The 25,241-nt window shown below is 65.0% G+C and carries 27 protein-coding genes and 3 pseudogenes; 22 read left to right on the top strand and 8 right to left on the bottom strand.

The features are described 5' to 3' along the window. The first annotated feature begins 39 nt into the window (after positions 1-39). The 8 genes from infA (at position 40) to truA (ending at position 4,689) form a co-directional block, all read left to right on the top strand. Complete coding sequence (gene infA, locus MTY59_RS03130; protein WP_003418601.1) at positions 40-261, top strand: translation initiation factor IF-1; 222 nt, start codon at positions 40-42, stop codon at positions 259-261. A 51-nt stretch (positions 262-312) separates the two neighbouring features. Next, on the top strand, positions 313-426 hold the full coding sequence (gene rpmJ / locus MTY59_RS03125; RefSeq protein ID WP_003879483.1) for a 50S ribosomal protein L36: 114 nt from the start codon (positions 313-315) through the stop codon (positions 424-426). Between the two features lie 190 nt (positions 427-616). Next, positions 617-991 carry a 30S ribosomal protein S13 gene (gene rpsM, locus MTY59_RS03120; RefSeq protein ID WP_221044380.1) on the top strand — a complete coding sequence of 125 codons (375 nt, stop codon included), beginning with the start codon at positions 617-619 and terminating at the stop codon, positions 989-991. A 6-nt stretch (positions 992-997) separates the two neighbouring features. Then, a complete protein-coding gene (rpsK, locus tag MTY59_RS03115; RefSeq protein ID WP_067101453.1) occupies positions 998-1,417 on the top strand; it encodes a 30S ribosomal protein S11 in 420 nt (139 codons plus the stop codon). A 9-nt stretch (positions 1,418-1,426) separates the two neighbouring features. Continuing rightward, positions 1,427-2,032, top strand: a complete 606-nt coding sequence (gene rpsD, locus MTY59_RS03110) for a 30S ribosomal protein S4 (protein ID WP_221044379.1) — start codon at positions 1,427-1,429, stop codon at positions 2,030-2,032. A 77-nt stretch (positions 2,033-2,109) separates the two neighbouring features. After that, positions 2,110-3,153 (top strand): DNA-directed RNA polymerase subunit alpha, encoded by a 1,044-nt coding sequence (locus MTY59_RS03105; protein WP_067129339.1) that lies wholly within the window; start codon positions 2,110-2,112, stop codon positions 3,151-3,153. 62 nt (positions 3,154-3,215) lie between these two features. Continuing rightward, the gene (gene rplQ, locus MTY59_RS03100; RefSeq protein ID WP_221044378.1) at positions 3,216-3,848 is read left to right on the top strand and encodes a 50S ribosomal protein L17; all 633 of its coding nucleotides are present in this window, start codon (positions 3,216-3,218) and stop codon (positions 3,846-3,848) included. After that, a complete protein-coding gene (gene truA / locus MTY59_RS03095) occupies positions 3,835-4,689 on the top strand; it encodes a tRNA pseudouridine(38-40) synthase TruA (protein WP_221046237.1) in 855 nt (284 codons plus the stop codon). The genes rplQ and truA overlap by 14 nt, the downstream gene beginning before the upstream one ends. Positions 4,690-4,693: 4 nt before the next feature. On the opposite strand, the gene MTY59_RS03090 is transcribed toward truA, so the two are convergent. Together MTY59_RS03090 and MTY59_RS03085 are read right to left on the bottom strand one after the other, a co-directional pair. After that, complete coding sequence (locus tag MTY59_RS03090; protein WP_221044377.1) at positions 4,694-5,329, bottom strand: cutinase family protein; 636 nt, start codon at positions 5,327-5,329, stop codon at positions 4,694-4,696. 42 nt (positions 5,330-5,371) lie between these two features. Next, entirely contained in the window at positions 5,372-6,283 is a 912-nt protein-coding gene (locus tag MTY59_RS03085; RefSeq protein WP_221044376.1) for a cutinase family protein, read from the bottom strand. Between the two features lie 121 nt (positions 6,284-6,404). On the opposite strand from MTY59_RS03085, the pseudogene eccB reads away from it, so the two are divergent. The 10 genes and pseudogenes from eccB to MTY59_RS03040 all read left to right on the top strand — a co-directional run. Beyond that, positions 6,405-7,337, top strand: a pseudogene (eccB, locus tag MTY59_RS03080) (type VII secretion protein EccB); the annotation flags it as partial. A 284-nt stretch (positions 7,338-7,621) separates the two neighbouring features. Beyond that, positions 7,622-8,671, top strand: coding sequence for an AAA family ATPase (locus tag MTY59_RS03075; protein WP_221044375.1), 1,050 nt, complete (start codon positions 7,622-7,624; stop codon positions 8,669-8,671). Next, a pseudogene (locus tag MTY59_RS27880) lies at positions 8,632-8,724 on the top strand (hypothetical protein); the annotation flags it as partial. The gene MTY59_RS03075 and the pseudogene MTY59_RS27880, both read left to right, overlap by 40 nt. Positions 8,725-8,883: 159 nt before the next feature. Next, positions 8,884-9,768, top strand: a complete 885-nt coding sequence (locus MTY59_RS03070) for an ATP-dependent endonuclease (RefSeq protein WP_250160707.1) — start codon at positions 8,884-8,886, stop codon at positions 9,766-9,768. Beyond that, entirely contained in the window at positions 9,761-11,545 is a 1,785-nt protein-coding gene (locus MTY59_RS03065) for a UvrD-helicase domain-containing protein (protein ID WP_221044374.1), read from the top strand. The genes MTY59_RS03070 and MTY59_RS03065 overlap by 8 nt, the downstream gene beginning before the upstream one ends. Before the next feature lie 370 nt (positions 11,546-11,915). Then, entirely contained in the window at positions 11,916-12,359 is a 444-nt protein-coding gene (rplM, locus tag MTY59_RS03060; protein ID WP_221044373.1) for a 50S ribosomal protein L13, read from the top strand. Between the two features lie 17 nt (positions 12,360-12,376). After that, complete coding sequence (gene rpsI, locus MTY59_RS03055; RefSeq protein ID WP_415822907.1) at positions 12,377-12,886, top strand: 30S ribosomal protein S9; 510 nt, start codon at positions 12,377-12,379, stop codon at positions 12,884-12,886. Positions 12,887-13,036: 150 nt separating this feature from the next. Then, complete coding sequence (gene glmM / locus MTY59_RS03050) at positions 13,037-14,371, top strand: phosphoglucosamine mutase (RefSeq protein WP_221044372.1); 1,335 nt, start codon at positions 13,037-13,039, stop codon at positions 14,369-14,371. 43 nt (positions 14,372-14,414) lie between these two features. Next, positions 14,415-14,744 carry a hypothetical protein gene (locus MTY59_RS03045; protein ID WP_221044371.1) on the top strand — a complete coding sequence of 110 codons (330 nt, stop codon included), beginning with the start codon at positions 14,415-14,417 and terminating at the stop codon, positions 14,742-14,744. Between the two features lie 3 nt (positions 14,745-14,747). Beyond that, positions 14,748-16,124 carry a hypothetical protein gene (locus tag MTY59_RS03040; RefSeq protein WP_221044370.1) on the top strand — a complete coding sequence of 459 codons (1,377 nt, stop codon included), beginning with the start codon at positions 14,748-14,750 and terminating at the stop codon, positions 16,122-16,124. Between the two features lie 4 nt (positions 16,125-16,128). Here the strand turns inward: MTY59_RS03040 and MTY59_RS03035 are convergent, their stop codons facing one another. From MTY59_RS03035 to MTY59_RS03020, 5 genes and pseudogenes are all read right to left on the bottom strand, one after another. After that, a complete protein-coding gene (locus tag MTY59_RS03035; protein ID WP_221044369.1) occupies positions 16,129-17,172 on the bottom strand; it encodes an LLM class F420-dependent oxidoreductase in 1,044 nt (347 codons plus the stop codon). A 38-nt stretch (positions 17,173-17,210) separates the two neighbouring features. Then, positions 17,211-17,406, bottom strand: a pseudogene (locus MTY59_RS27815) (nuclear transport factor 2 family protein); the annotation flags it as partial. 3 nt (positions 17,407-17,409) lie between these two features. Further along, positions 17,410-18,249, bottom strand: coding sequence for a dienelactone hydrolase family protein (locus tag MTY59_RS03030; RefSeq protein ID WP_221044368.1), 840 nt, complete (start codon positions 18,247-18,249; stop codon positions 17,410-17,412). A gap of 70 nt (positions 18,250-18,319) precedes the next feature. Next, on the bottom strand, positions 18,320-18,514 hold the full coding sequence (locus MTY59_RS03025) for an Rv1535 family protein (RefSeq protein ID WP_221044367.1): 195 nt from the start codon (positions 18,512-18,514) through the stop codon (positions 18,320-18,322). A gap of 152 nt (positions 18,515-18,666) precedes the next feature. Further along, positions 18,667-18,984 (bottom strand): hypothetical protein, encoded by a 318-nt coding sequence (locus tag MTY59_RS03020; protein WP_221044366.1) that lies wholly within the window; start codon positions 18,982-18,984, stop codon positions 18,667-18,669. Positions 18,985-19,067: 83 nt separating this feature from the next. On the opposite strand from MTY59_RS03020, the gene glmS reads away from it, so the two are divergent. From glmS to MTY59_RS03005, 3 genes are all read left to right on the top strand, one after another. Continuing rightward, entirely contained in the window at positions 19,068-20,954 is a 1,887-nt protein-coding gene (gene glmS, locus MTY59_RS03015; protein WP_221044365.1) for a glutamine--fructose-6-phosphate transaminase (isomerizing), read from the top strand. Positions 20,955-21,074: 120 nt separating this feature from the next. Next, positions 21,075-22,016 carry a DUF4436 domain-containing protein gene (locus MTY59_RS03010; RefSeq protein WP_221044364.1) on the top strand — a complete coding sequence of 314 codons (942 nt, stop codon included), beginning with the start codon at positions 21,075-21,077 and terminating at the stop codon, positions 22,014-22,016. Positions 22,017-22,123: 107 nt separating this feature from the next. After that, the gene (locus MTY59_RS03005; protein ID WP_250160835.1) at positions 22,124-22,804 is read left to right on the top strand and encodes a rhomboid-like protein; all 681 of its coding nucleotides are present in this window, start codon (positions 22,124-22,126) and stop codon (positions 22,802-22,804) included. A gap of 10 nt (positions 22,805-22,814) precedes the next feature. Here MTY59_RS03005 and MTY59_RS03000 read toward each other — a convergent pair whose 3' ends face one another. Then, a complete protein-coding gene (locus MTY59_RS03000) occupies positions 22,815-23,741 on the bottom strand; it encodes a class I SAM-dependent methyltransferase (RefSeq protein WP_221044363.1) in 927 nt (308 codons plus the stop codon). Between the two features lie 75 nt (positions 23,742-23,816). Here MTY59_RS03000 and MTY59_RS02995 point away from each other — a divergent pair, with 75 nt between their 5' ends. Continuing rightward, entirely contained in the window at positions 23,817-25,238 is a 1,422-nt protein-coding gene (locus MTY59_RS02995; protein WP_221046233.1) for an NAD(P)H-hydrate dehydratase, read from the top strand. Positions 25,239-25,241: the final 3 nt, after the last annotated feature.

The raw sequence follows: 25,241 nt of genomic DNA, 5'->3' as shown, positions 1-25,241 counted from the left end.
ACGAGAACGAAACTATATGACGAGGATTCTTAACTAGTTATGGCCAAGAAGGACGGCGCCATCGAGGTGGAAGGCCGGGTGGTCGAGCCTCTGCCCAATGCGATGTTCCGCATTGAGCTGGAGAACGGCCACAAGGTGCTTGCCCACATCAGCGGCAAGATGCGGCAGCACTACATCCGCATCCTGCCGGAGGACAGGGTGGTGGTGGAGTTGTCTCCCTACGACCTGTCTCGTGGCCGCATCGTGTACCGGTACAAGTAAAAGCGCCTGATCTACAACACCTACGAATAGACAGAACAGGATCGAACAGCCGTGAAGGTGAACCCGAGCGTCAAGCCAATCTGTGACAAGTGCAGGGTGATCCGTCGGCATGGGCGGGTCATGGTGATCTGCTCCGATCCGCGCCACAAGCAGCGTCAGGGCTAATCCGGCCCAGCCCCAACACAACTGAATGCAGACCTCCCAGCACCAGTGAGCGGCTGGCATCTATAGAGATGGGCTAGCTCATCCACGCCCGGACGGAGGCCGGGCCCCGCGAACCTTTTGGGAACTCCACAGGGGTTGCGGGAACGGGCTGGGATCAGACCTCCGCTAAGAAAAAGAGGAAACGCCACCTATGGCTCGACTAGTAGGCGTCGATCTGCCGCGTGACAAGCGGATGGAGATCGCGCTGACCTATATCTTCGGCGTCGGCCGGACCCGGTCGAACGAGATCCTGGCAGCTACCGGCATCGACCGGAACCTGCGGACCCGCGATCTGACCGATGACCAGCTGACCCACCTGCGTGACTACATCGAGGCAAACCTCAAGGTCGAGGGTGACCTCCGCCGCGAGACGCAGGCCGACATCCGCCGCAAGATCGAGATCGGCTGCTACCAGGGCCTGCGGCACCGCCGCGGCCTGCCGGTGCGCGGTCAGCGGACCAAGACCAATGCGCGCACCCGCAAGGGCCCCAAGCGCACCATCGCCGGCAAGAAGAAGGCCAGGTAACCCCCGATGCCACCAGCAAAGAAGGCAGGCGCGGCGGCGCCCAAGAAGGGCCAGAAGACCCGCCGGCGGGAAAAGAAGAACATCCCCCACGGTGCCGCCCACATCAAGAGCACCTTCAACAACACGATCGTCACCATCACCGACCCCCAGGGCAACGTCATCGCCTGGGCGTCGTCGGGACACGTCGGCTTCAAGGGGTCCCGCAAGTCGACCCCGTTCGCGGCCCAGCTGGCCGCGGAGAACGCCGCGCGCAAGGCGCAGGAACACGGCGTGAAAAAGGTCGACGTGTTCGTGAAGGGCCCGGGTTCGGGCCGGGAGACCGCGATCCGGTCGCTGCAGGCCGCCGGCCTGGAGGTCGGCGCGATCTCCGACGTCACCCCCCAGCCGCACAATGGCTGCCGCCCGCCGAAGCGCAGAAGGGTCTAGAAGACAACCATGGCTCGTTACACCGGACCCATCACCCGCAAGTCGCGCCGGCTGCGCACCGACCTCGTCGGTGGCGACCAGGCCTTCGAGAAGCGTCCCTACCCGCCCGGCCAGCACGGCCGCGCGCGGATCAAGGAAAGCGAATACCTGCTGCAGCTGCAGGAGAAGCAGAAGGCCCGCTTCACCTACGGCGTGATGGAAAAGCAGTTCCGCCGCTACTACGCAGAGGCCTCCCGGCAATCCGGCAAGACCGGTGAGGAGTTGCTGCGCATCCTGGAAAGCCGGCTGGACAACGTCGTGTACCGCGCCGGCCTGGCCCGTACCCGCCGGATGGCGCGTCAGCTGGTCAGCCACGGGCACTTCAGCGTCAACGGCGTGCACGTCAACGTCCCCAGCTACCGGGTGTCGCAGTACGACATCATCGACGTGCGGGACGGGTCGCTGAACACCGTGCCGTTCCAGATCGCGCGGGAGACGGCGGGCGACCGTCCGATCCCGAGCTGGCTGCAGGTGGTTGGGGAGCGTCAGCGCATCCTCATCCACCAGCTGCCCGAGCGGGCGCAGATCGACGTGCCGCTCAGCGAGCAGCTCATCGTCGAGTTCTACTCGAAGTAAAGACCCCCTGCATCCAACCCGGTGCAGGTCTTGACGGCATCAAATAGCGGGTGCCGAGAAGGAGATAGAGAAACACCATGCTGATCTCTCAGCGACCCACACTGTCGGAGGAAATCCTCACCGACGACCGGTCCCAGTTCGTCATCGAGCCGCTGGAGCCGGGATTCGGTTACACCCTGGGCAATTCGTTGCGCCGGACACTGCTGTCCTCGATTCCGGGTGCGGCCGTCACCAGCATCCGCATCGACGGCGTGCTGCACGAGTTCACCACCGTGCCGGGTGTCAAGGAAGACGTCACCGCGATCATCTTGAACCTCAAGAGCCTGGTGGTGTCCTCCGAGGAGGACGAGCCCGTCACCATGTACCTGCGCAAGCAGGGCCCGGGTGAGGTCACCGCGGGGGACATCGTCCCGCCCGCCGGTGTCACCGTGCACAACCCCGACCTGCACATCGCGACGCTGAACGACAAGGGCAAGCTCGAGGTCGAGCTGGTCGTCGAACGCGGCCGTGGCTACGTGCCGGCCGTGCAGAACCGCGCCTCGGGCGCCGAAATCGGCCGCATCCCAGTCGATTCCATCTACTCGCCGGTGCTCAAGGTCACCTACAAGGTGGACGCCACCCGTGTCGAGCAGCGCACCGACTTCGACAAGCTGATCCTGGACGTCGAGACCAAGAGCTCGATCAACCCCCGCGACGCGCTGGCGTCGGCGGGTAAGACCCTGGTCGAATTGTTCGGCCTGGCACGCGAACTCAACGTCGAGGCCGAGGGCATCGAGATCGGGCCGTCGCCGGCCGAGGCCGACCACATCGCGTCGTTCGCGCTGCCGATCGACGACCTGGATCTGACGGTGCGGTCCTACAACTGCCTCAAGCGCGAGGGTGTGCACACCGTCGGCGAGCTGGTCAGCCGCACCGAGTCCGACCTGCTCGACATCCGCAACTTCGGTCAGAAATCCATCGACGAGGTCAAGGTCAAGCTGCACCAGCTGGGCCTGTCGCTCAAGGACAGCCCGCCGAGCTTCGACCCCTCGCAGGTCGCGGGCTACGACGTCGCCACCGGCACCTGGTCCAGCGAGGCGTCCTACGACGACCAGGACTACGCGGAAACCGAACAGCTGTAAAAAGAATTGTCGTCCCGGTCCTACCTGATACGGGGACCGGCCCCATTTAGGAGATAGTCGCAATGCCCAAGCCCACCAAGGGACCTCGCCTCGGCGGGTCGTCTTCGCACCAGAAGGCGCTTCTCGCCAACCTGGCCACCTCCCTGTTCGAGCACGGCCGGATCAAGACGACCGAGCCCAAGGCGCGGGCGCTGCGGCCGTACGCGGAGAAGCTGATCACCCACGCGAAAAAGGGTGCGCTGCACAACCGTCGAGAGGTGCTGAAGAAGATCCGCGACAAGGACGTGGTGCACGCCCTGTTCGCGGAGATCGGTCCGTTCTACGCCGACCGCAACGGCGGCTACACCCGCATCATCAAGGTCGAGCCGCGCAAGGGCGACAACGCGCCCATGGCCGTGATCGAGCTGGTGCGGGAGAAGACGGTCACCTCCGAGGCAGATCGGGCTCGTCGGGTGAAGGCTTCCAAGAAGTCCGACGCCCCTGTCGCGGCGGCGGCGGCACCTCAGGCGGCTGTCGAGCCTGATGAAGCCGTCGGCCCGACGGCCGGGGAGGCCACGGCCGAGGTCGAGGAGACCACGACCGAGGCCGAGCCGACCAAGGCCCAGGCCGAAGCCGAAGACAAGGCCGACAAGGCCGTGGCCGCGCGGGCGGAAGCCGAAGCCGCCGAGGCGAACGACGAGGCTGACGAGAGTTAGCGAAGACGTCCGTCTGCGGCTTGATATCGCCTACGACGGAACAGGTTTCGCGGGCTGGGCCGCTCAGGCCGGCCAGCGGACCGTGGCCGGAGTTCTCGACGAGGCGCTGACGACGGTCTTTCGCACGCCGGTGCGGCTGCGCGCGGCGGGACGCACCGACGCCGGAGTCCACGCCACCGGACAGGTGGCGCACGCCGACGTGCCGCTCGAAGCGCTGCCGAATGCCTACCCGCGTGCGCCGCACGTCGGTGAACCCGAGTTTCTGCCGTTGCTGCGCCGCCTGGGCCGGTTCCTGCCCGCCGATGTCCGGGTCGTCGATATACGCCGCGCCCCTGCGGGTTTCGACGCCCGGTTCTCGGCGCTGCGGCGTCACTACGTCTATCGGATCTCGACGGCGCCGTGGGGCGTGCAGCCGCTACAGGCCCGCTACGTCACCGCCTGGCCGCGTCCGCTGGACGTCGAGGCGATGGCCGCCGCGTCGCGAGACCTGCTGGGACTGCACGACTTTGCCGCGTTCTGCCGTCACCGCGAGAACGCCACCACCATCCGCGACCTGCAGCGGCTGGAGTGGACCCGCGACGGCGACCTGATCACCGCGCAGGTCAGCGCCGACGCGTTCTGCTGGTCGATGGTGCGCTCGCTGGTCGGCGCGCTGCTGGCCGTAGGCGAACACCGCCGGCCCGTCTCGTATTGCCACGAATTGCTCAGCGCCACAGAGCGTTCCAGCGACTTCGCGGCCGCGCCCGCCCACGGGTTGTCGCTGGTCGGCGTCGACTATCCGCCCGATGACCAGCTGGCGGCGCGCAACCTGATCACCCGGGATATCCGCTCGCGCGACTGAGCGGTTACAGCCTGGCGGCGACGAAATTCGCTGCCCTGTTGGTCAATCCGGGGACGTAGCTCAAGTGCGAACTCCACTGCATGCCGCTCGAGCAGATCGGGTCGCCCGGGTTGCACAGGTCGATGGTCTTGCCCAGGAAATTCGGGGACAGGGCGCTCATCAGCTGACCCGCCCGGCCGGACGGGTTGCCGAACAGGGCGACCGCGGCGACGTGATCGGCGGCCGCGGGCGGCAACGGCTGGCGGTAGCCGAGGCCGGACACCGGTGCGGCCGTGACGATGTCGACGACGGCGGCGCCCTGCGAGTATCCGCCCAGCACCAGTTTGGTGTTGGGACAGTTGGCGGCCATCTGCTGGATGTGTGTGCTGGCGTCGTTGGCGCCGTTGGTGGCGGCCAGGAAGTCCTTACTGGCCGGGTAATTCACGCCATATGCACCAACGCTTTTGCGGGTCTGCTCGCGCAACGAGCTGACGAACGCACCGCCCACCTTGCCGACACCGGGCGGCTCGTCGGTGCCCCGGGCGAACACCACCTCAACGCCGGGGCACGACGCCGACGCATGCGGAACCAATTGGGGGGCAACCAATAACGCGCCAGCCGCGCCAATTCCGATGCCCAGCCCTAACGGGATAAGCCTCACACAGCGATGTTAAGGGGGCGTTGATAACCCGACGGTAACGATTTAGACGAGAGGTGCTTGCGGTAAGTCCGTAGCGGGCGCGGGTGTGGGCAGCGACGGCGCGGGCGCCGGAGCGGTGCCGGTGCCGCCGTGGATCGACGGACCCGACGACCCGGGCGGGTTCTGCCCGTATACCGGCGACTGCTGGCCGTAACCTGGCTGCTGCGGGGTGGGGCCCAGCGGCGGACCGAACGCGGGGGACTGCTGACCGACACCGGCGGCCGCCAGCTTTTGCGCGACGAACGACGCCGCCTGGGTGGTGTACACCGGCACGTAGCCCTCGGTGTGCCCACTCCACTCGTTGCCCTGGCCCGCGTGGCAGATCGGGTCGTTGGGGTTGCAATAGTCGGCGGCCTTGGAGCCCAGCATCGCGCTCTGGCTGGGCAGCGTGCCGCCGGCGCGGTCGGCCACGTCACCGAAGGTGACGACGGCGGCGATGTTGTTGGCGTACTGCTGTGGCAGCTTGTTGCCCCAGCTGATGCCGCCGATGGGTACACCGGCCACGATGTCCATCACCGAGGCGCCCTGCGAGTAGCCGCCCAGCACGATCTTCGTGTTGGGGCATGTCTCCACGCTCTTCTTGACGCGGTCAATCGTGTCGTTGGCACCGTCACCGCCGTGCAGTTGCAGCTTGCTGGCCGCGTAGTTCACTCCGTACGGCAGGATGTTCAGCCCGGTCTGCTGCTTCAGTGAGTCGACGAGGGAGTCACCGACCTTGCCCAGGCCGGCGGGCTCGTTGGTGCCGCGGGCGAAGATGACCTCGACATCCGGGCAGTCGAAGGCGTGCGCCAGAGGCGCGGCCGGGGTGGCGAGCAGGCCGACAGCGGTGAGCAGGGCTGAAGCGCCGAGGCCAACCCAACGAACAGCTGACCGCGCGGTGCCCGCCCGAGGGGTACGTACACGGTGAGTTTTCACCGCGCAATTTTACCCAAATCGTGACGTGCCGAAACTCCTACGGCCTGTGGATAACCGCTCCGGCGCTCCGAAATGGCCGCCTACCGTGGCCGCTAACGGATTTTCAGGGTCAGGAGATCAGGTGCCGCATCAGCCGGCTACGTGGCTGCAAGTCAGCGCGTATCGGTATTTGCTGCGGCGCACCGAAAGCGCGCTGCTGGGCGAAGACATCCGGGGGACCGGGCTTCCTTCCCGCACGCGCTCGGGGCCGCTGGCGCTGGGGTGCGTCCTCACGGCCATCGTCGTGGCGGGCTGCGCGGTTCTCGGTTTGCTGCGACCGCAGGTAGCGCTGGATCGCGCGCAGATCGTGGTGAGCCGGGAATCGGGTGCCCTCTTCGTCCGTGTGGGCGATGTGTGGCATCCGTTGCTCAACCTGGCCTCTGCCCGGCTCATCGCGGCGACGGCTGCCACACCCCAGGCGGTCACCGAAGCCGACCTGGGCGCCACCAAACGCGGCCCGCTGCTGGGCATTCCGGGCGCACCGCAATATCTCGGCACGCCGCTGTCTCCGGGGGATACGGGTTGGTCGATATGCGCTAGCACCGGCGCTAGCACCACGACGGTCATCATCGGCCGCCGCTCCGAGGCGCCGGCGGTGCACCGTCTGGCCGCCGGACACGCGATCCTGGTGGCCCCGGCTTCCGGTTCGCCCGCCTACCTGCTCTACGACGGTCACCGGGCGATGGTCGACCTCGACGACGCCGCCGCGGTCCGCGCGCTGCGCATCGAGGGCCGCTCACCGCTAATTGTCTCGGAGGCATTGCTGAATGCCATGCCGGAAGCGCCGCCGATCGCGCCGCCACGGATCCGCGGTCGGGGCACCAGGGCGCCGGGCCTGCCCGGATTCGCCGTCGGCAGTGTGCTTCGCATCACACGGGCCGACGGCGACGAGTACTACGCGGTGTTGGCCGCCGGGGTGCAGCGCATCGGCCAGGTGGCCCGGGGAATTCATGCGATAAGCAGTTGGTCAAAACACGCAACATCCACACGAACTTTCCCGATTCCGATGCGATCAACCGGTCAACGCAATACGCTCTCGCATCGACGAATCGGGCTGCGTCACAGGCACGAGAACGACCCACAGGGGGCCTCAGGGCATGTAGTCGCGGAAGCGCTAATTGCCGCAGCTGGCGTCCTCCTCACCGCCATCGGTTCCGCCTGACTTGCCTAGACCGAGGGAGGAAACGGCAGCGGGGGTTTATTGAGGTCACAGCCGCTTAGCGCACCGATCCCGCGACCCGATCTGGGGCAGGGCGCTAGTTGCCTGCCGATCAACGCGGAGGAAACAATGGACGGAAAATGCACATCTCTAGCCTGACCTTAGTCAACTACCGCAATTTCAGCAGCGCACGTCTCAACTTTGAAGCCGGTATCAACACGATCATTGGCGAAAACGGCTCAGGGAAGAGCAATGTGTTCCGCGCACTGCGCCTTTTGCTTGATGCAAATCTTCTTGCTTCTGCGTATAGAATACGTAGCAACGATTTCCATCGTGGACTAGGCGACTGGCGAGGACACTGGATTATAATAAGCGTAGAGTTTTCGCAAATCTCCGCCGATGAATCTGTACAAGCGTTATTCGTGCATGGCACTGGCAATATCGAGGCAAGCCCGATCGACCGATCGACATATAGCCTCATTTATCGACCAACAAAAGACATCCGGACGAGGCTCGCAAGCCTCGTCGAGGGTGATCGGACCACCCTCGATGAGATCCGCAATACCATAACTAGTGATGATTATGAGATCTTGTTTACTGGCCGAAGCGCTGCGCGATTCGATGATCCTGAAACATATAACTCGATTGTAGGGGACTTCAACGCGGTGAAGTTTAGCGACGACCTCGAATCGGAAGCGATCGGTGTTCGTCTTCCGAAGCAGTTATCGGTCGCTAAAGAGATATCTTTTACTTACATCCAAGCTCTCCGAGATGTGATCGAGGAATTTCGACACAATCGAACCAACCCACTTAAGACACTGTTGCAGCATAAAAGTGGCGAAATTAATAAGCTTAACTTTGCCGTAGTTACCGATCAGGCCCGTGAATTGAACCGAAAAATTGAGCAGTTGCCAGACGTCGCCGATGTTCGACAAGATATCCAACAAACCGTCATGGATACTGTCGGTGCCGCATACTCACCGTCGTCGCTTTCAATCAAATCGGATCTTCCGGATGAAGCTGATAGGCTATTTCAATCTCTCAAACTATATCTCGGCGAGCATGGCGAGGAATATGAGGGAGAAATTCACGAATTAAGTTTGGGTGGCGCCAACTTGATCTACCTAACGTTAAAACTTCTTGAATTTAGATATCAAAGGCCCGCCACAAGATTGCGAACTTTCTATTAATCGAGGAACCGGAAGCACATATCCATACACACATCCAAAAGACGCTTTTTGACCGCATCGACTACACTGACACCCAAGTTATCTATTCAACCCACTCCGCTCAGATTTCAGAGGTTAGCAGCATCAGTCGCATGAATATCCTCGGAAGGTCGGGAGTTGCCTGCGACGCGTATCAGCCGTCAACTGGTTTGGACTCATCTCAAGTTCGCAACATGGAGCGCTATCTGGACGCTATTCGAAGCAACTTGTTATTCGCGAAGAGCGTGATACTCGTCGAGGGTGACGCGGAGGAAATTCTTATACCGACACTCGTGCGTGAGGTATTGGGGGTTGGGATTGATGAATTGGGTATCAGTCTAATTAATATTCGTAGCACTGGATTCCAGAATGTTGCAGCTCTGTTTCATAACTCGCGAATCAAACGGCGTTGTAGCATACTTACCGACTCAGATACGGCCGTCATCGATACAGATCCCGTGTCGGGAGACGATGAGAGACTCAAAAGGTTTCGCGAACAAGCGAAACGCTCGGCGGCGGCCGGCGCCAGGCGCATGGAAGTGTTGAGCGAATTTATCGCGGATAACCCGTGGCTGGCGACGTTCTATGCGGCTCATACGTTCGAAGTGGACCTCATCAGCGCAGGTAACTCGACGCTTGTTTCTTCTGTTGTGTCGGATGTCTATACAGATCCGGGCACCAGGGCCTCGGCGCAAAGTGCAATCGAAAGTGGTGACGTAGCCGTATTCGGTCGACGAGTACTGCAGATGGCAAACGCAATGGGTAAGGGATGGTTTGCAATTCTGCTTGGCGGAAAGGTCGATCACACAACTGTGATTCCACAATACATTCTTTCGGCGCTTCATTTTGCTCATCCAAGACTTAACGTCGAATCAGCGTATAACATCCTGAAATATCGACTTCAGAAGTTCGAACTAACGGAGAGCGACTCGCAAGACGCCCGAGATGAGCTCGTCGAATGTGCAGAGTCATTTCGGCGTCGCGAGATCGAACTGGCCGACATAAAGATTGCTACTCAGAGGCTCATTCCATCTGACTCTGTAAACACTTTCTTAGAGATGTACTGCAGCTGTGAGTAGTGATTCCGGCGGAGAACTGACTACAGAGCAACTCGATGTTATAAACTACCCGGGAAATGTATTTGTAGTCGCTTGTCCTGGTAGTGGAAAAACGCGGACACTTACGTATAAGATCGCGCAAGAGCTAGAAAAGCTCGAGTCGCATAGAAAGTTTGTCGTCGCGATAACTTATACTAACAAAGCTGCGGAAGAGATTGAAAACCGTATCCGCGATCTGGGTGTTGATACTGATCAGCTTTGGATAGGGACGATTCATGCATTTTGCCTCGAATGGATTTTGAGGCCTTACCGAATCTACCATCCTCACTTGGCGCGCGGATTTAGCATAGTTAACTCGCACGACAGTGAAGCAATAATTTCGCGTTTGTGCCGGAGCGCGCAACTGACTTACTATGACTGCGGATATTATTTTGTCGGCGGCTCTTACGAACTGTCATGTTTGGACACCCGTAAACACCCTGCGATCCACAGCGTCCTCTCACAGTATTTCGACGAACTGAATGCCGGCGGAAAAATCGACTTTGAAATGATCCTTCAGTACGCTCGCGATCTTATCGTCGGCCAGTCTTCCATCCGGAAAGTACTGAGCAATCTGTTCAGCTTCATTGCCGTTGATGAGTATCAAGATACAAAGCGCATTCAGTATGAAATACTCATGTCGGTTGTGCGCGAAGGCGACGGTAACGTCGGGACGCTGGTTGTGGGCGACCCCAATCAAGAGATATTTACCTCTTTAGGCGGATATGCGATTGCGGTCAGTGAACTATCGGCGTTAATTGGCCAGCAGATAGAGCTGAAAAATCTTACTCGCAATTTTAGATCTTCAAAACGTGTTATTGAGTTTTTCGAGAACTTTAACATTGGAGGAACGCTAATTGAGGCTGCGGGGTTATGCAGGGAATATCCCAGTTTGGTGACCTTTAATGACGAGGTCTCCGTCGAGGAGCTTCCAAATGAACTCGCGCGGTTGATTGAATATAATGTTTCCGAACGGGGAATTGAGCCTCGGAACATATGCGTTTTGGCGCCATGGTGGATTCTTCTCGCTTCCATGACGCGCACTCTCGTAGCTCGCCTGCCGCAGTACCAATTTGATGGACCGGGTTTGGTGCCTTTTTCAAGGGATCAAGACAACTTTTGGTACAAGGTAGCACGAGTAGCGCTCACAGAAGCGTCTCCGGGTCTTTATATACGTCGGCTTCGATGGGCGCGTGACATAGTTGATGAGCTCGTAAATTATGGGGTAAATCCGAGGAAGATCACTGCTCGCGACTTGTTGCGCTCCTCGAATGCGATCGATATCGACGAAGAAGATGGTCTGGTGCATTTAGCAATGTATTTCGACCGTCTTATGGAGCTGCTGGGTATCGACTACCGGGCCCTCATCGAGTTGGCCGACCAGTGGGATGCTTTTTTCGAAAGCTCGCAGGTTCGTATTGATCGGCTAGCTCGGGACGGCGCACCGTTCGCTGCGGACATCGAGTTTTTCCGACGCGTCTTTCGCGAGCGAACAGGCATCACGGTATCGACAGTGCATGGTGTGAAGGGGCTCGAATACGACACTGTGATTGCCTACGGTTTACTGCAAGATATCTTGCCGCATTTTGCTGACCCAGCGCCTTGGGAGAGCGCGAACAAGCTGTTGTACGTCCTCGCGTCGCGCGCTAGGAAGAATCTACATTTGATCGCTGAACGGAACAGGCCGCATGGTCGCGGTCGCGTGTACCATGCAACAAGCCCGCTGCAGGATCTGTTGTTCGACTATGACGTCATCTAGCAGCCATGATTGCTTTGACAGCGCTCTCCGATGAGTCGTTTGGTATCGGCTCGTAACAATTCAACGCAGCGCTGTGGTTACCAACAACGGAACGTCTACAGGATGACCGGTGTCGTGACATACGGGGAGCACTTCCGACCCGGTGCGACCGGGGAGCAAGATGTCCGAGGCCGCGATGTGACTTGGCACTAGCCACCGGGTCAAGTCATTTTGACCTGCGGGGATGGCGGTCGGTAAGCTGCTCCGTTGGCGTGCGGTACGCCGGGGCCTCGGGTCAATGTCGGTCGCCGAGACCAAGCCCTCACCGCGGACGCTTGACCGGCCCCCGGTTAACACCGGGATCCACCTCGAGAAGAAGAAGGTAAGCGCTGTGCCTACGTACACGCCAAAGGCGGGTGACACCACGAGGTCGTGGCACGTCATCGACGCCACGGACGTGGTGCTTGGCCGCCTCGCCGTCGCGGCAGCCACCCTGCTGCGCGGCAAGCACAAGCCGACGTTCACCCCCAATGTCGACGGCGGTGACTTCGTCATCGTCATAAACGCCGACAAGGTCGCCTTCAGCGGCCAGAAGCTGGACAAGAAGCTGGCTTACCGCCACTCGGGGTATCCCGGCGGTCTGAGCAGCCGAACCATGCGCGAGCTGATGGACAAGCACCCCGACCGTGTCGTGGAGGACGCGATCGTCGGCATGCTGCCCAAGAACAAGCTGGCCCGGCAGATCGCGCGCAAGCTGCACGTCTACGCCGGCCCGACGCACCCCCACGCCGCACAACAGCCCGTTCCGTACGAGATCAAGCAGGTGGCCCAGTGACCGAAACGACCGAGGCCGTGGAAAACCCGGAGAACCCGGACACCCCTGAAGTCGCAGAGACCGTCGAGGTCGTCGCCGAGGTGACCGAAGCCCCGGTCGAGGTCGCGGAAGCCCCCGCGCCCGCCGAGTCCTTCGTGTTCGACCGGCCGATCCAGACCGTCGGCCGCCGCAAGGAAGCCGTGGTGCGGGTGCGCCTGGTGCCCGGCACCGGCAAGTTCAATCTGAACGGCCGCACCCTGGAGGGCTACTTCCCCAACAAGGTGCACCAGCAGCTCATCAAGGCCCCCCTGGTCACCGTCGACCGGGTGGACGCCTTTGACATCTACGCGCTGCTGCACGGCGGCGGCCCGTCGGGGCAGGCCGGCGCACTGCGGCTGGGCATCGCCCGGGCGCTGATCGTGGCCCAGCCCGAGGACCGGCCCCCGCTGAAGAAGGCCGGCTTCCTCACCCGTGACCCGCGTGCCACCGAGCGCAAGAAGTACGGCCTGAAGAAGGCCCGCAAGGCGCCTCAGTACAGCAAGCGCTGATCAGCGGTCGCTAACTGGCCACAACTTGGCATCGCGGTGCACAAGTTGTGGCCGGTTGCGGCGTGTCTGCGCCCAGACGCGGCCCGTTTCGCCGACAAAGGATACGGGCACGTTAGGTGCAAGCCCGACAACTGTGAGAGGTTTGGTCGCATGGGTCGACTATTCGGCACCGACGGTGTCCGTGGGGTCGCCAATCGCGAGCTGACCGCCGAGCTGGCGCTGGCGCTGGGCTCGGCGGCGGCGCGGCATCTGGCGAGCACCCCGGCACCCGGTCGACGGGTAGCCGTGATCGGCCGCGACCCGCGGGCCAGCGGCGAAATGCTGGAGGCCGCGGTGATCGCCGGGCTGAGCAGCCAGGGTGTCGACGCGCTGCGCGTCGGGGTGCTGCCCACCCCCGCGGTGGCCTACCTGACCGGGGCCTACGACGCCGACTTCGGCGTGATGATCTCGGCGTCGCACAACCCGATGCCCGACAACGGCATCAAGATCTTCGGCCCGGGCGGCCACAAGCTCGACGACGGCACCGAGGACCAGATCGAGGCACTGCTCGACATCGACCCCGGGTTGCGCCCGGTCGGCGCCGGGATCGGGCGGGTCATCGACGCCGAGGATGCCGACGACCGCTACCTGCGGCACCTGAGCAAGGCCAGCACGCTGCGCCTCGACGGGCTGACCGTGGTGGTGGACTGCGCCCACGGCGCGGCCTCCGCGGTGGCCCCGCGCGCCTACCGCGCCGCCGGTGCCCGGGTGATCGCGATCAACGCCGACCCCAACGGGCTCAACATCAACGACAACTGCGGCTCCACTCACCTGGACTCGCTGCGCGCGGCCGTCGTCGCGCACCGCGCCGATCTGGGTCTGGCGCACGACGGCGACGCCGATCGCTGCCTGGCCATCGACGCCGACGGCAACCTGATCGACGGCGACCACATCATGGTGGTGCTCGCGACGGCGATGCACGAGGCCGGCGAGCTGGCCTCCAAGACGCTGGTCACCACCGTGATGAGCAACCTGGGGCTGCACCTGGCCATGCGCTCGGCCGGAATCACGGTGCGCACCACCGGAGTTGGCGACCGCTACGTGGTGGAGGAGCTGCGGGCCGGCGACTACAGCCTGGGCGGCGAGCAGTCCGGGCACATCGTGATGCCCGCATTGGGCTCCACCGGCGACGGCATCGTCACCGGACTGCGCCTGATGACCCGGATGGTGCAGACCGGCTCGTCGCTGGCCGAGTTGGCATCTGCGATGCAGACGCTGCCGCAGGTGTTGATCAACGTCACCGTCGCCGACAAGGACATCGCCGCCGCGCCCGCGGTGCAGACCGCCCTGGGGCAGGCCGAGGCGGAACTGGGCGACACCGGCCGAATCCTGTTGCGCCCCTCGGGAACCGAGCCGATGATTCGCGTCATGGTGGAAGCGCCCGAGAGGGAGATTGCTCAGCGCGTCGCCACCCGCGTCGCCGAAGCGGTCAGCCACGCGCTGTAGATCTCCCCGGAACCCCGCCGCGCCCGCGGGCGTCGGATAAGGCATGAAATCCGTTGGGGGAACACACCCGCTAGCCCTCGCCCGCACGCAGATCGACGTGCCGGCGGCGCAGCGGGTCGCTAACCAATTTGCCATGGCGGCCGAATTGATCGACCGCACGGTCAGCGACCACCTGTCCAGGCTGGCGTTCGGCGGGGCCTGCGCCGGGCGGGCGCACGCGGCGCGCGGCGACGCGCTGCGCGTCGAGTTGGAGCGGCTGGTGGCGCAGGTGTCGCAGTGGTCGCGGGCGTCGGCCGAGATCGCCGCCGCGCTGCGGTCCAGTGCCGAGCGCTACGCCGACGCCGAACTGTATGCCGCGGCGCGGATCGCCTAACCCATGGCCGACCGATTGGATGTGGCCGGGCGCCTTGCCGAGGGTCGGGCGGCCGTCGATCATACCCAGACATACGTGCAGGCCTGTCACGCGTTGGGCTACCAAAACTACGATCTGACGACGCATCCCGTACAAGTTCGCGAACGGTATGCGGGGGAGGACGGCCTGGACCTACGCGCGCTGGACCGCGACTGTGCGGAGCTGCGGGCGGCGGGCGTGGTGGCGGCCGAGGCGTTGCGGATGCAGCGCGCCCAGGTGGCCGAGCTCGCCGCAGCGTGGACGGGTCCGGGCGGGGACGCTGCGGTGCAGCTCTTGCAACGGCACTGTGACACCGCCGACGCCGTTGCCACCGAACTGCGCGCGGCGGCCCAACGATGCGAGTCGCTGCGCGACAACCTCTGGTATCTGGTCGATTCGGCGGTGGCCACCACCATCGCCGTCGACGACCGCGTGCGCGCTCAGCGACCGGCGTGGCTGGCGGCCGCCGGCGCGGTCACGGCGGGTGACCGGGACGGCGCGGCCGACGTGGTGCGCGAGCAGGTAATTCCGTACGTGGACAACGACATTAGCAATGACTGGTTGACGGCGATGCGTTCCGCCTCGGATGGCGTCGAGACGTCTTACGCCATGGTGGTCGACAAGATGACCGCCGTCCCGACGGCGCGCTTCGAGTTTCCCGGCGATCTCGGGACCGGCGTTGTGCCGGTGCAGCTCGCCCCGCCGGTGACCGCCGCGCCCGTTCCGGCGGCCGATCCCGTGCCGACATTGACGGCCGCAGTGCCCAGTCCGGTTGGTGCCACGCCGGATTCGGTGGCTCCAGCGCCGCCGCCGGTCGATGCCGCACCTCCCGCGGGATGGGGAGCCGGGCTGGGCATGCCGGCGGGCGATTGGGGTGACGGTCTCGGCGGCGGCGACCTTGGCGGTCTAGGCGGCGGCAGCGGCCTTGGCGGCCTGGGCGGTGGACTCGGCGGTGGCGGTGGGCTTCTCGGGCTCGCGGGCCGGATCGTCGATGCGGTGGGCGGGCTGATCGGATCGGCGGGTGACGGGCTGGACGGCGCGGACGCATTGAACGACGACGCGGAAGCTTTTGGTGAAAAGCCTTTCCAGGCAGACGATCCCGAGAACGCGGTCGCCGACAAAATTGCCGATGAGCCAGACGATCCCGCCGAAGCCGACCTGGCCCAACCCGTGGACGAACCTCAGCCCGAGCCCGACGATCCAAGCCAGCCGGTCGCGGCGCCACCGCCGCCCGACACACCGGTACCGGACGCGCCGCCCGCACCTCCCGCTGCCCCCGTCGCCGGACCGGCACCCGCGACCGATCCGGAGAAAACGCCGTGCGAGATTGCCGCGGACCAGCTTCCGCAGGCGGGGCAGTGAGCGCTCAGGCGGGCTTCAGCTTCAGGGCTTCTTCGACAAAGCGCACGGATTCAGCGCGGTCGGTCGACAACGGGTTCAGCAACAGCGTCGTCACGCCGGCCTCGGCGAAGGCGGCCATGCGTTCGGCGACGTAGCCTGGCGGACCGATCAGCGACATGCCGCGCACCAGCTCGTCGGGCACCGCGTCGATGGCATCCTGCTTGCGGCCGGACAGGTACAGCTCCTGGATGCGGTCGGCGACCTCGCCGAACCCGTAGCGCGTCGCCAGATTGTGGTAGAAATTGCGGCCTTTCGCGCCCATCCCGCCGATGTAGAGGCCCAGCTGCGGCTTGACCCACGCCAGCCGCTCGTCGAGGTTCTCCCCGATGGCCAGCGACGCGTGCACCATCACATCCAGCGGCCCCAGCGCGGGGTCACGCTTGGCGGCACCGGCCGCCAGCGCCTGGCCCCAGATCGAGTCGGCCTTCTCCGGAAGATAGAAGACGGGCTGCCACCCCTCGGCGATCTCGGCGGTGAGCTCCACATTCTTGGGGCCCAGCGCGGCGATGCTGACCGGAATACGTTCGCGCACAGGGTGATTGATGAGCTGCAGCGACTTGCCCAGGCCCGTTCCGCGATCCGCCGGCAACGGCAACTGGTAGTGCTTGCCGTCGTATTGCAGACGTTCGCGGCGCCACACCTTGCGGCAGATCTCCACGATCTCGCGGGTGCGGCCGATCGGGGCGTCGAACGGCACGCCGTGAAACCCCTCGATCACCTGCGGCCCGGAGGTGCCGATGCCCAGGCGAAATCGCCCGTCGGACACGTAATCCAGTCCCGCGGCGGTCATCGCCAGCAGCGACGGCGTGCGGATGTAGATGGGCAGCACGCCGGACGCCAGCTCGACGGTGTTCGTCTTGGCGGCCAGATAGCCCAGCTGGCTGATGGCGTCGAAGGCATACGCCTCGGCCACCACCACGACCTCGATGCCGGACGTCTCGAGTTCGACCACGCGGTCCACGGCCTTGTGAAAGCCACCCGAATAATCCAGAGCGATCCCGATTCGCATCCATGACACTTACCACGCGGGCGCGCGGGCCGGGAGGCTCAGCCCGCGGAAGTGCCCGTCCAGTACTCGGCGAACCGTTGGCCGTCGGCGGCCAGACGAAGGATGTCGTTTCCGGTGAACGAGACCGGGCCGTCCGGGCCAAGTCCGGGTGACCACCCAGCGCCCCGCGACCAGGTCGCCGTCACGAAGCGGGCCGAGATCGATGGCAAAGCTCAAGTCCGAGAACACGTTTCGGCCTCACTTCAGCAGGGCGACGATCTTGTCTTCCAGCGGAATCGCCTCGGCCTCGGGGTCGATCTCGTCCGTGCCCGGCAGGTGCACGTCCGGGTCGGCGAAGTCGCGGTACTTTTTGTCGCCGCCCAGGGTGTAGAGCAGGTAGCCCGTCAGCAGCGCCCGAACCGTCCGCTGGGTGCGCCGGTGCGGTCCGGCCAGACCCAGCACCTTGGTCAGTCGCCGGCCCTCGACCAGCCCGCCGGATTCGGCCTTGCTGACGATGCGCAGCGTCGCCGCGTCCCACACGTCGGCGAGCGCCGACGCGTTAGAGTTCAGGCTTTTCGGATCGCCCGGCGCGGTGAAGATCACCCCGGGGACCTTCAGGGTCGCGGCCGGCTGCTGGGCCGGTGGGCTGGTCACGCTGGGGAAGATCGCCGCCACCGCCGCGAGCTTGGCCGGCATCCCGGCCGCGGCGAACACCGCCGCCGAGCCGCCGAAGCCGTGACCGGCCACGCCGAGCTTGGCCGGATGCACGCTGATCTTGCCGGGGCCCAGGCGCACGCCCGACACGATGTCCAGGGCGGTGCCGAGGTCGAAGGCGAGGTTCAGCACCGACGGGGCCACGCCGCGCTGGGTGTCGGGAGCGCCGGCCACGATGCCCCAGGACGCCAGATGCTCGAGCAGGTTCGAATAGCGGGCCGCGCCGGCGAGCCAGTCGTGGCCGAACGCCACGCCGGGCAGGTTCAGCCCCTCCTCGGGGGTGTACACCACGCCCGGTAGACCGGCAAAGGCCAGGTCACCCCGCAAAACCCGATGCGGACCACGGCGGCTGAGAGCTGCGACGAGCTTGCGGATGCGGGCCACGCGTTGACGTTAGCGCATCGCATTCGGGCGCCGGGTGAGAAGCAACGCCGGCCGGATCGCCCGGGCCCTTCTAGCCCCTGACCTCGATGAAACCCATCCGCCACAGGGCCCCGTAGAGCTGGTTCAGCGGGATGGACAGCAGCTGGGTGGTCATGTCCATCAGAGGGTTACCCGAGCCGGCCGACGCCTGCGCCCGGAGCTTCGGGGTCTGGCGCGCCGTCGCCATGGGGGCGGGCACCACATCGTCGTAGCGAACTGCGGTCATGATTGCCTCCTCATGGCGCCCGGCGGGCGGTCCGAAAAGTTACGCATCCCAATACGACCCGTTGCACAATTCCCGGTTAACAACCACTGACGATTGAATTCATTGCTCGGCTAAAAGCGTGGTCCCAGGTAGCCAGAGTAACTGACCTATGCCTAATAAACGCCGGACTGCAAATCGTTGACCACGCTTTTGTCGCTGACACGCAGCGTAATCGTGATCGGGCGGGCTTCAAGCAGCTCGTCCTTCCGCTGGATCCGGTCCTTTCCAGTATTTGCTGACATTTCGAATGTTAAAGCGGTGTGTCCTGTCGTTGTTGTTGCGACACGAAAACGTCGCAAATACATCAGGTGAAAAGCATTCCGTCGTTTATGACGATTGAGTGAATGACGGATGGGTCCGGGGTCGCGATACCAGCCCGGCGGTGGGCCGGCCGAGACGAGCCCGATAGAGAACGGGCCGGGGGACGTCACAGTGGGCCTTTCGCGCAGGTGGGCGGCCTAACCCCAACCGCGGAGTGCGGGGCTGGTGGTCCACCTGCACTACCCTGTTCAGAATGTGCGGAATCGTCGGCTATGTCGGGCAGCAGCCCGCCTGTGAGGTCGTCATGGCCGCGCTGCGCCGGATGGAGTACCGGGGTTACGACTCGTCGGGCGTCGCCTTGGTCAACGGCAGTGGCCCCTCAGCAGGCAGCCTGACGGTCAGCCGGCGCGCCGGCCGGCTGGCCAACCTGGAAGAGGCGATCGCCGAAATGCCGGCGTCGTCGCTGACCGGAACCACCGGCCTGGGCCACACCCGGTGGGCCACCCACGGACGGCCCACCGACCGCAACGCCCACCCGCATCGCGACGCCGCCGGCAAGATCGCCGTGGTCCACAACGGCATCATCGAGAACTACGCCGGCCTGCGCCACGAACTGGAGGACGAGGGCGTGGAGTTCGTCAGCGACACCGACACTGAGGTGGCGGTGCATCTGGTGGCGCAGGCATACCGGCACGGTCCCACCGCAGGCGATTTTGTCGCGTCGGTGCTCGCGGTGCTGCGCCGGCTGGACGGCCACTTCACGTTGGTGTTCGCCAACGCCGACGACCCCGGCACCATCGTCGCCGCCCGCCGCTCCACCCCGCTGGTGATCGGTATCGGCGACGGCGAGATGTTCGTCGGCTCCGATGTGGCCGCGTTCATCCCGCACACCCGCAACGCCATCGAACTCGGCCAGGACCAGGCCGTGGTGATCACCGCGAACGGCTACCGGATCACCGACTTCGACGGCAACGAGGACCTGGGGCCCGGGGCATACCGCGAGTTCCATATCGATTGGGACCTGGCCGCGGCCGAAAAGGGCGGCTACGAGTACTTCATGCTCAAGGAGATCGCCGAGCAGCCCGCCGCGGTGGCCGACACGCTTCTCGGGCACTTCGTCGACGGCCGGATCGTCCTCGACGAGCAGCGGCTGTCCGATCAGGAACTCCGCGAGATCGACAAGGTGTTCGTGGTGGCCTGCGGCACCGCATATCACTCCGGCCTGCTGGCGAAATACGCGATCGAGCACTGGACGCGGCTGCCGGTCGAGGTCGAGCTGGCCAGCGAATTCCGGTACCGCGACCCGGTTCTGGACCGCAGCACCCTGGTCGTCGCCATCTCGCAGTCCGGCGAGACCGCGGACACCCTCGAAGCGGTTCGGCACGCCAAGGAGCAGAAGGCCAAGGTCCTGGCCATCTGCAACACCAACGGCTCGCAGATTCCGCGCGAGTGCGACGCGGTGCTGTACACCCGCGCCGGCCCGGAGATCGGGGTGGCCTCGACCAAGACGTTCCTGGCGCAGATCACCGCCAACTATCTGGTCGGGCTGGCGCTGGCGCAGGCGCGCGGCACCAAGTACCCCGACGAGGTCTGGCGTGAATACCACGAACTGGAAGCGATGCCGGATCTCGTCGCGCGGGTCATTGCGACGATCAAGCCGGTTGCCGCGCTGGCGTATCAATTCGCCCAGTCGCCGACGGTGCTGTTCCTGGGGCGCCACGTCGGATACCCGGTGGCGCTGGAAGGCGCGCTGAAGCTCAAGGAATTGGCGTACATGCACGCCGAGGGATTCGCCGCCGGCGAGCTCAAGCACGGCCCCATCGCGCTGATCGAAGACGATCTGCCGGTCATCGTCATCATGCCGTCGCCCAAGGGGTCGGCCGTGCTGCACGCCAAGTTGTTGTCCAACATCCGCGAGATCCAGGCCCGCGGCGCGATCACCATCGTCATCGCCGAGGAAGGCGATGACACCGTGCGGCCCTACGCCGACCACCTGATCGAAATTCCCTCTGTGTCAACACTTTTGCAGCCGCTGTTGTCGACGATTCCGCTTCAGGTGTTTGCGGCGTCGGTGGCGCAGGCCCGCGGCTACGACGTCGACAAGCCGCGAAACCTGGCCAAGTCCGTCACCGTCGAATAGGCGGGAAACAGCTTGCGCCGCTTCGCCCGGATACCCGGCGGACACGCGGCCCATCCATTACATTGCCCTGGGACAGCATTTGCGGCAGGTGGGTTGGGCTAAGTCCGTACGGGAGGAAGTATGCGATCGGCCGGCACGAAATACGGCGTCGTGGGTCTTATCGTCCTCATCCTCGCGGCGTACGTGGTGGCGGTCGCGATGTACGCGCAAAGCGGTACCGGCCGGCGTCTGGATGCGACCGCGCCGACCGTCGACGGCGACAAACCGTCGGCAACGATCAACGTCGAAGACATCCAGTCCAATAACAGCGTGCTCGCCGTCAATCTGGCGTTCAATCCCGGTTCGGCGTTGCTGGACCCGCAAACCCACCACCTCAAGGACGATCTCAGCCTGCGAGTCAGATCCGCCGCGATGCCGGCCCGGCACACCTGGACCAAGGGCATGCTTCCCGGCCTGATGGCCGTCCCGCTGACCATCGCCGGCCAGATCGAGCGCTGGCCGTTCGACCAATACCGCTCGGGGCCGATCGAGGTCGAAATCTTCTACGGCCCTGACACCGACCGGGCGCCCGACCATGTGCCGATCACCTTCGTCGATCATCTGTCGGGGTGGCGGCTGTCCGCCACCAGGACCCAAGCGGACGGTCCCTACCGGCTGAACGTGCATCGCTCGCTCAGCACCGCGGCGTTCGCCATCGTCATCCTCGGCGTGCTCATCACGATCGCCAGTCTGGCTCTGGTGGTCGCGATTCAGACGGCGCGCGACCGGCGGCCGTTTCAGCCGCCGATGACGACGTGGTATGCGGCCATGCTGTTCGCGGTGGTGCCACTGCGCAACGCGCTACCCGGCTCGCCGCCATTCGGCAGCTGGGTCGACATCACCGTCGTCATCTGGGTGCTGGTCGCGCTGGCGGTCTCGATGATTCTCTACATCGGCTGCTGGTGGCGGCATTTGAAACCCGTGCCCGCCCCCGCACCGGCGGAACCCGCGCCCGCGCCGGAACCCGCCCCCGCGCCGGAACCCGCCCCCGCACCCGAACCTGCCCCCGCGCCGGCGAAGTAGCCGATCGCCCGGCGGCGTGTTTGCCGCCGAAGTCGTCCGGCGCCCCGCCCCGGCGTGCGAAGGTGGATGTCGTGGCGCATCCATCGGTTCGCAGACGAGTGCGCAGCATGACGCTGGTGGTCTGGCATTTCGTCATCGGCGCACCGCTGACCTACGGCTGGCTGCTGGTGCTGATGATCACGACGTTCATCCAGACCCATCTCACCGGCCGGGAGCTGCACTCGGTACTGCTGCACCGCTCCACCAACATTCACGAGTTGGGCAGGGACCCGCTGCACGTCCTGTTCTCCAGCCTGCTGTGGATCGACGGCAAGAATTTCGAGCCCTACCTGCTGCTGTTCACCCTGTTTCTGGCGCCGGCCGAACACTGGCTCGGCCAGCTGCGCTGGCTCAGTGTGGGATTGAGTTCACACATCCTCGCCACCTACATCAGCGAAGGCATCCTGTATTTCGCGATCGAAGAACACGACGCCTCGCAACGGCTGGTGCACGCCCGCGACATCGGGGTCAGCTACTTCCTGGTCGGCGTGATGGCCGTGCTGAGCTACCACATCGCCCGGCCGTGGCGCTGGGGATACCTCGGGGTGTTGTTCATCATCTTCGGTTTCCCGTTGATCACAATGGGCAGCGAATTGAACTTCACCGCGATCGGGCACTTCACCTCGATCCTGATCGGCTTGTGCTTCTACCCGATGACTCGCACGAGTTCCAAACGCAGCAGCCCGTTGAGTCCCGCGCGGCTCAAGGTGATGGCGCGCCGCAACGTGCCGCCGGAGACGCCGACCTGACGGTAGCCGTCTAGATGCGCCGGGCGGTGACGTATTGCATCCCGGTGAGAGTCTCGGATTTCTCGTCGGCGCCCGGCGGCAACGGAAGACCGTGGGCCGCAAGCAATCGCGGAACGGTGGTGGCCAGCGTCGACCAGCCGTGGCGATCAAGGTACTCGATCACGTCGTTGCGGTCGCCCGCGTACCACAGGTCGGTCATCTCCACGTCGAAGCCGTGCTCACGCCACTGCTCGGTGACGTCCCGAATGCGATCGGCCATCACCTGGACCTTGTCGCTGTCACCCCGCAGATTCTCTGTGGCCAATTGACTACCGACCGCGCTCAGCGCAGTGATGTTGTCCAGCAGGCGATCTTGAGCGTCCGGCGGCAGGAACGGCAGCAGCCCCTCGGCGCTCCACGCGGTGGGCTTAGTGGTGTCTAAGCCGGCCGTCCGCAGGGCCGCGGCCCAATCGTGGCGGAGATCGACGGGCACCGCGCACACCTCGGCTGTCGGGGCCGCACCCAGTTCGGTCAGCGTCGCGGACTTGAACTCGATCACCTGGGCCTGGTCGATCTCGTACACCGTGGTCCCGGCCGGCCAGGGCAGCCGATAGGCCCGCGCGTCCAAGCCCGATGCCAGGATCACCGCCTGGCGGATCCCGGCATCGGCCGCGGCCATGAAGAAATCGTCGAAGAAGCGGGTGCGGATACCCATCATGTCGCCCATCCGCAGCATCCCGAAGTCGCCGTTGTCGTCGACATCGGCGGGATCCAAGGCGCCGCTGGCCAGCCGGGTGAAGAAGTCCACACCTACCGCGCGTACCAGGGGCTCGGCGAACGGGTCATCGATCAGCGGGTTGGCCGCCCGGGTGGCCAGTGCCCGGCCCACCGCGACACCGGTCGCCGTGGCGCCCACACCGGAAGCCAGATCCCAGGTGTCGTCGTCGAATCGTGCCATCGCCGTCCTCGGTCTGCTGTCGTGTTCGAGCCGAGCCGACTGTACGCCGCGGACATGACACGTAATCTGACCCTGATGCGGCATTACTACTCCGTGGACGCGATCCGCCAGGCCGAGGCGCCACTTTTGGCCAGCCTGCCCGACGGTGCGCTGATGCGACGCGCGGCCTACGGGCTGGCCACCGAGATCATCGCCGAGTTGGCCGCCCGCACCGGCGGGGTGACCGGGCGACGCGTGTGCGCGGTCGTCGGCTCGGGGGACAACGGCGGTGACGCGCTGTGGGCGGCCACCTTCCTGCGTCGTCGCGGCGCGGCCGCCGACGCGATCCTGCTCAACCCGGAGCGCACCCACCGCAAGGGGCTGGCGGCGTTTCGTCAGGCCGGCGGTCGCGTCGTCGAAAGTGTCTCGCCGACAACCGATCTCGTTATCGACGGCGTGGTGGGCATCTCCGGGTCCGGCGCCCTGCGGCCCGCGGCGGCCGAGGTGTTCGCCGCCGTCGACGACGCGGGAATCCCGGTGATCGCCGTCGACATCCCCAGCGGCATCGACGCGGCGACCGGGGCGATCAGCGGCCCCGCGGTGCACGCGGTGCTGACCGTCACGTTCGGCGGCCTCAAACCCGTGCACGCGCTCGGCGACTGCGGACGGGTGCAGCTGATCGACATCGGGCTCGAGCTGCCCGGCTCCGACGTGCTGGGGTTCGAGGCCGCCGACGTGGCCGCCCGCTGGCCGGTGCCCGGGCCGCACGACGACAAGTACACCCAGGGCGTCACCGGCGTGATGGCCGGCTCGTCGACGTATCCGGGCGCGGCCGTGTTGTGCACCGGCGCCGCCGTCGCGGCGACCTCCGGCATGGTCCGCTACGCCGGCAGCGCGCACCGCGAGGTGCTGGCGGTCTGGCCCGAGGTGATCGCCTCGCCCACCCCCGCGTCGGCCGGACGCGTGCAGTCCTGGGTCGTCGGTCCGGGATTGGGCACCGACGACGTCGGGGCCGCGGCGCTGTGGTTCGCGCTGGAAACCGATCTACCGGTGATCGTGGACGCCGACGGGTTGACCATCCTGGCGGCCCATCCCGAATTGGTGGCCAACCGCACCGCGCCGACGGTGCTGACCCCGCACGCGGGTGAATTCGCCCGGCTAGCGGGTAACCCGCCCGGTGATGACCGGGTGGGTGCGTGCCGCAAGCTGGCGGACGCGTTCGGCGCCGTGGTGCTGCTCAAGGGCAACGTCACAGTCATCGCCGATCCGGGCGGCCCGGTCTACCTCAATCCGGCGGGGCAGTCGTGGGCATCCACCGCCGGATCCGGCGACGTGTTGTCCGGCATGATCGGCGCGCTGCTGGCGTCGGGCCTGCCACCGGCCGAGGCGGCCGCCGCGGCGGCCTTCGTGCACGCGCGCGCGGCGGCACTGTCGGCCGCCGACCCGGGTCCCGGCGAGGCGCCCACCTCGGCATCGCGCATGGTGCCACACATCCGGGCCGCCCTGGCCGCCCTCTAGCAG

This window comes from Mycobacterium senriense, from assembly GCF_019668465.1.
Taxonomy (GTDB): domain Bacteria; phylum Actinomycetota; class Actinomycetes; order Mycobacteriales; family Mycobacteriaceae; genus Mycobacterium; species Mycobacterium senriense.
Note: the sequence above shows the minus strand (reverse complement) of the source record. Positions and strands in the feature narration are given on the sequence as shown.

Excerpts from the sequence above, each read along its gene's own strand:
- infA (WP_003418601.1), top strand. The coding sequence starts at position 40 with ATGGCCAAGAAGGACGGCGCCATCGAGGTGGAAGGCCGGGTGGTCGAG.
- rpsM (WP_221044380.1), top strand. The coding sequence starts at position 617 with ATGGCTCGACTAGTAGGCGTCGATCTGCCGCGTGACAAGCGGATGGAG.
- rpsK (WP_067101453.1), top strand. The coding sequence starts at position 998 with ATGCCACCAGCAAAGAAGGCAGGCGCGGCGGCGCCCAAGAAGGGCCAG.
- rpsD (WP_221044379.1), top strand. The coding sequence starts at position 1,427 with ATGGCTCGTTACACCGGACCCATCACCCGCAAGTCGCGCCGGCTGCGC.
- MTY59_RS03105 (WP_067129339.1), top strand. The coding sequence starts at position 2,110 with ATGCTGATCTCTCAGCGACCCACACTGTCGGAGGAAATCCTCACCGAC.
- rplQ (WP_221044378.1), top strand. The coding sequence starts at position 3,216 with ATGCCCAAGCCCACCAAGGGACCTCGCCTCGGCGGGTCGTCTTCGCAC.
- MTY59_RS03075 (WP_221044375.1), top strand. The coding sequence starts at position 7,622 with ATGCACATCTCTAGCCTGACCTTAGTCAACTACCGCAATTTCAGCAGC.
- MTY59_RS03070 (WP_250160707.1), top strand. The coding sequence starts at position 8,884 with ATGGAGCGCTATCTGGACGCTATTCGAAGCAACTTGTTATTCGCGAAG.
- glmM (WP_221044372.1), top strand. The coding sequence starts at position 13,037 with ATGGGTCGACTATTCGGCACCGACGGTGTCCGTGGGGTCGCCAATCGC.
- MTY59_RS03045 (WP_221044371.1), top strand. The coding sequence starts at position 14,415 with ATGAAATCCGTTGGGGGAACACACCCGCTAGCCCTCGCCCGCACGCAG.
- MTY59_RS03040 (WP_221044370.1), top strand. The coding sequence starts at position 14,748 with ATGGCCGACCGATTGGATGTGGCCGGGCGCCTTGCCGAGGGTCGGGCG.
- MTY59_RS03035 (WP_221044369.1), bottom strand. The coding sequence starts at position 17,172 with ATGCGAATCGGGATCGCTCTGGATTATTCGGGTGGCTTTCACAAGGCC.
- MTY59_RS03025 (WP_221044367.1), bottom strand. The coding sequence starts at position 18,514 with ATGACCGCAGTTCGCTACGACGATGTGGTGCCCGCCCCCATGGCGACG.
- glmS (WP_221044365.1), top strand. The coding sequence starts at position 19,068 with ATGTGCGGAATCGTCGGCTATGTCGGGCAGCAGCCCGCCTGTGAGGTC.
- MTY59_RS03010 (WP_221044364.1), top strand. The coding sequence starts at position 21,075 with ATGCGATCGGCCGGCACGAAATACGGCGTCGTGGGTCTTATCGTCCTC.
- MTY59_RS03005 (WP_250160835.1), top strand. The coding sequence starts at position 22,124 with ATGACGCTGGTGGTCTGGCATTTCGTCATCGGCGCACCGCTGACCTAC.
- MTY59_RS03000 (WP_221044363.1), bottom strand. The coding sequence starts at position 23,741 with ATGGCACGATTCGACGACGACACCTGGGATCTGGCTTCCGGTGTGGGC.
- MTY59_RS02995 (WP_221046233.1), top strand. The coding sequence starts at position 23,817 with ATGCGGCATTACTACTCCGTGGACGCGATCCGCCAGGCCGAGGCGCCA.